Consider the following 3,147-nt stretch of genomic DNA (forward strand, 5'->3'; position numbering starts at 1 on the left):
CTACTTTGATTAAATAAATAATTAAAAAATCAATTTACGAGAAAGATCTATTTACACAAAAGATTTGACAGTTTCGGCTATTTTGTATGATTATTACAAACATAGTTATTATTTTAATAATTACTATTTGGAATTTATATCATTGTTATGGAATGATGATTTATGGTGATAGTTTTGCAGAAGCAACTAAATTTTTTTGGGAGGTTGAAATTATTGATAGTGCTGTTGCATTATCAGTCTTTAATATTTATGCTATTATTCGAAAATTTATTAAGAAATAGTATTAAATTAAGAGCTTCTAAGTTTTAAACTGCTAAATTTCTGATGCTAAGTTCTTTAATTAAAGTTTTTGAAGCTATATTATAATCAGTATAGCAACGAAGTAATTAGGGTATTCAAGCATACTCAAGAAGCTTTACCAGTTATGATGGTAAGGCTTCTTTTTTCGCTAGAGACAACTATATAATGTGAGGGGGATACGAAGTGATTAAGTTGACAAACATGTCCCCACTTTATTTCGGCGTAGTCGTGCAAGATAGTATTTGCAGATTATATGTTGAGAATACTGTTATTGCAGGGGTGAAAAGTTCATTACTGTAATAGAGTAGAGGGAGATTAATTCTCGCCCCTCTCATTGCACCGGACGTACGGTTCCGTATCCGGCGCTACATTTGTAATTCTTTACGAGTTAAATAGTATTTCAGCGGATCGACCAAACCTGGGCGATCCGCTTTGCTTATGCCCAATACTTTTGGGCTAAGCAAAAAGTTAATGACATGCCCTGTACTGCGCTTATACCAACCCAGTCGTGTGTTAGCTGTTTTATGAATATCTTCATCACTAAAGTTGCACTTTAATACCTTGTTTATCCGCATTAAGTTAGTGTATATTCGTTTTGGTAGTTTCCATTGTTTAATGATTACCACCCGTACTTTATGACGCAGCCATTGACTAAATTTAATTAGAAAGCTTTTCATACCACCAATTTTAAAGTAGTTGATCCAGCCTCTGACCACTTGATTTACCTTGGTAAAGACTAGCGATAAAGGCTGGGCAGCTGCTTTCTTACGGCAGAGAAGCTCTCTAATTTTGTCGTAAAGCTTGGCTTTACGGTTGTCTTTAGGACTTCGACTTGGTATGACCAGGTTTCTATACGTAGGCTCAGAAAACTTGCTAGCCACTTCCTTCACCCATAGCGTCACCGCTACCGGCTTGTGGTTCACTACACTTGGCGACAACTACCCGTGATTCAAACTTTCATTGAACTAGATAAATGCCATGCCCGACACACATATGCAAAAAAGACTTGAGAATTAATTTTCCCAAGTTTTTTAATTTGCTTCATTAACCGCTCTGAAAATATTAAGTCCGCTTATCAGAATAATTGTGCCGCAAGCTAAAATTAAAACTGTTTCACCGGAGCTATCTAGTAAAATCCCGGCCACGATTGAACTAATTGGTCCTCCAATTGAGGTGCTAGTACGAATAGTTGTTAACACTCTGCCTAATATTTCGTCATCTGAAGTAATTTGGATCAACGACTCTGCTAAAATATTGTGAATGCTGGTCATTAGTCCGAATAAGAAAATTAGGCCCGTAAACACCAGCCAGTTGTTACTGAAGAAAATTATCAAAAGTAATGGTACTGCACTAGCTATCCAAGTAAAACCAATTGTTTTTACCCGTACGGATAATCTTCCTGCAATAGTTGCACCTATTACAAAGCCAATCATAAAACTGATATAGAACATACTGTATAGTCCCGCTTGACCATTTTGTTGAGCAATTCTTGGCAACAGAATGGCCATTGCTGGCGTCACAAAAGAATACAGGATTGAGGACCAGAAGTAATGACTTAAGAAATAATTTGTTTTGATAAATTTGTAGCCATTAAGGATTTGATTGAGGTATTTCGCCTCTGCTTTTTTGACTTTAGGTCTATCTTTAATTTCTTTTAAAGCGTAAAACAGAAAAACAAAACTGATTAGGCTTAGTAGACTGCAGATCAACATTACATTAGCCGAAATTAAGAAAGTTAATAAAAATCCAGAAAGAGCAGTTCCCGCTACATTCACAAGTTGGTCGATGTTGCTAACTTTAGAAATTAAATTATTTAATTCTTGCTCATTAGCAGTTGTCTCTTTTAAAATAGCCCGATCAGCTGGATTAAAAAATTCATCGCAGACAGATACTATTCCTGCGCAGATTAATGCCAAAATATAACTTTTGCTAAGTTGGTAAACTGCAATTGTTGTGGCAAATAGGAAAACAGTTTGAACAAGAATTGAATAGTAACTTGTCCTTTTGAATGAATAATGATCGATAATGGGGCCGTAGAATATTGATAAGGCGGCAGTGGTGGAAAAGATGGCTTCCGCAATTCCGACGACAAAGGAACTTTTGGTGGAAGTTTGCAGCCACCAGATAAAGACCATGCTGAAGAGGGAATTAGCTAGTCCGCCAACGGCACGCGAGAAAAAATATGATTTCTTTTTTAACATTTTATTTATCCTATTCTCATTTTTTGTTTTCCAATTATACCAATATTTTTCCAATTAGGATTAATTTAATAAAAAATAGTACAAAAAAAGACTTGAGAAGTAATTTTTCCCAAGTCTTTTAGTTTGTCTTAATTTAGGTTAATTAAAACTTGTTCTTGTCCAAAGCAACTGGAGAATCTGGCTTTTCGCCATTGATCATCTTCAAGTTGTTGTTAAATGCCTTAACAACCATGTTACGTACAGCGTGAGTGGTGTAGAAGGCGGTGTGTGGAGTTACCAATACGTTTGGACGATCAATTAAGTCTGCCAAACGCTTGTCTGGGAATTCTTTACCTTCCCAGTCTTCGTTAAATACACCAACTTCGTCTTCGTAAGTATCCATAACGAAGCCGAAGATCTTGCCTGAGTCCAAACCACGAATTACAGCATCAGTGTCAACAAGTGGACCACGTGAGCAGTTTACAATTACAACGCCGTCTTTCATCTTAGCGATTGATTCGTCGTTGATCATGTGAACGTTAGCTGGAACATCTGGTACGTGAAGTGAAATTACATCAGCTTGCTTGTACAAGTCGTCAAGTGAGTCAACGTAGTAACCCTTCTTTTCAAGTTCTGGGTTCTTGAAGATATCGTAAGCAATAACCTT

Annotated in this window: 3 protein-coding genes; all 3 read right to left on the reverse strand. The window is 36.4% G+C overall.

What is annotated here, in order from left to right; translation table 11 throughout:
- Positions 1-665: 665 nt before the first annotated feature.
- Positions 666-1,145, reverse strand: coding sequence for a group II intron maturase-specific domain-containing protein (locus Q0Y84_RS12270; protein WP_054832924.1), 480 nt, complete (start codon positions 1,143-1,145; stop codon positions 666-668).
- 186 nt (positions 1,146-1,331) lie between these two features.
- Positions 1,332-2,501 (reverse strand): MFS transporter, encoded by a 1,170-nt coding sequence (locus Q0Y84_RS12275; RefSeq protein ID WP_297954211.1) that lies wholly within the window; start codon positions 2,499-2,501, stop codon positions 1,332-1,334.
- Positions 2,502-2,643: 142 nt separating this feature from the next.
- Positions 2,644-3,147 (reverse strand): NAD(P)-dependent oxidoreductase (locus Q0Y84_RS12280; RefSeq protein ID WP_297954214.1); only part of this gene is annotated, 504 nt, incomplete at its 5' end.

The sequence above is a fragment of the uncultured Lactobacillus sp. genome, assembly GCF_947367125.1.
GTDB lineage: Bacteria > Bacillota > Bacilli > Lactobacillales > Lactobacillaceae > Lactobacillus.

Bases quoted from the DNA above. Each gene is read 5' to 3' on its own strand.
- Q0Y84_RS12275 (WP_297954211.1), bottom strand. From the start codon at position 2,501: ATGTTAAAAAAGAAATCATATTTTTTCTCGCGTGCCGTTGGCGGACTA.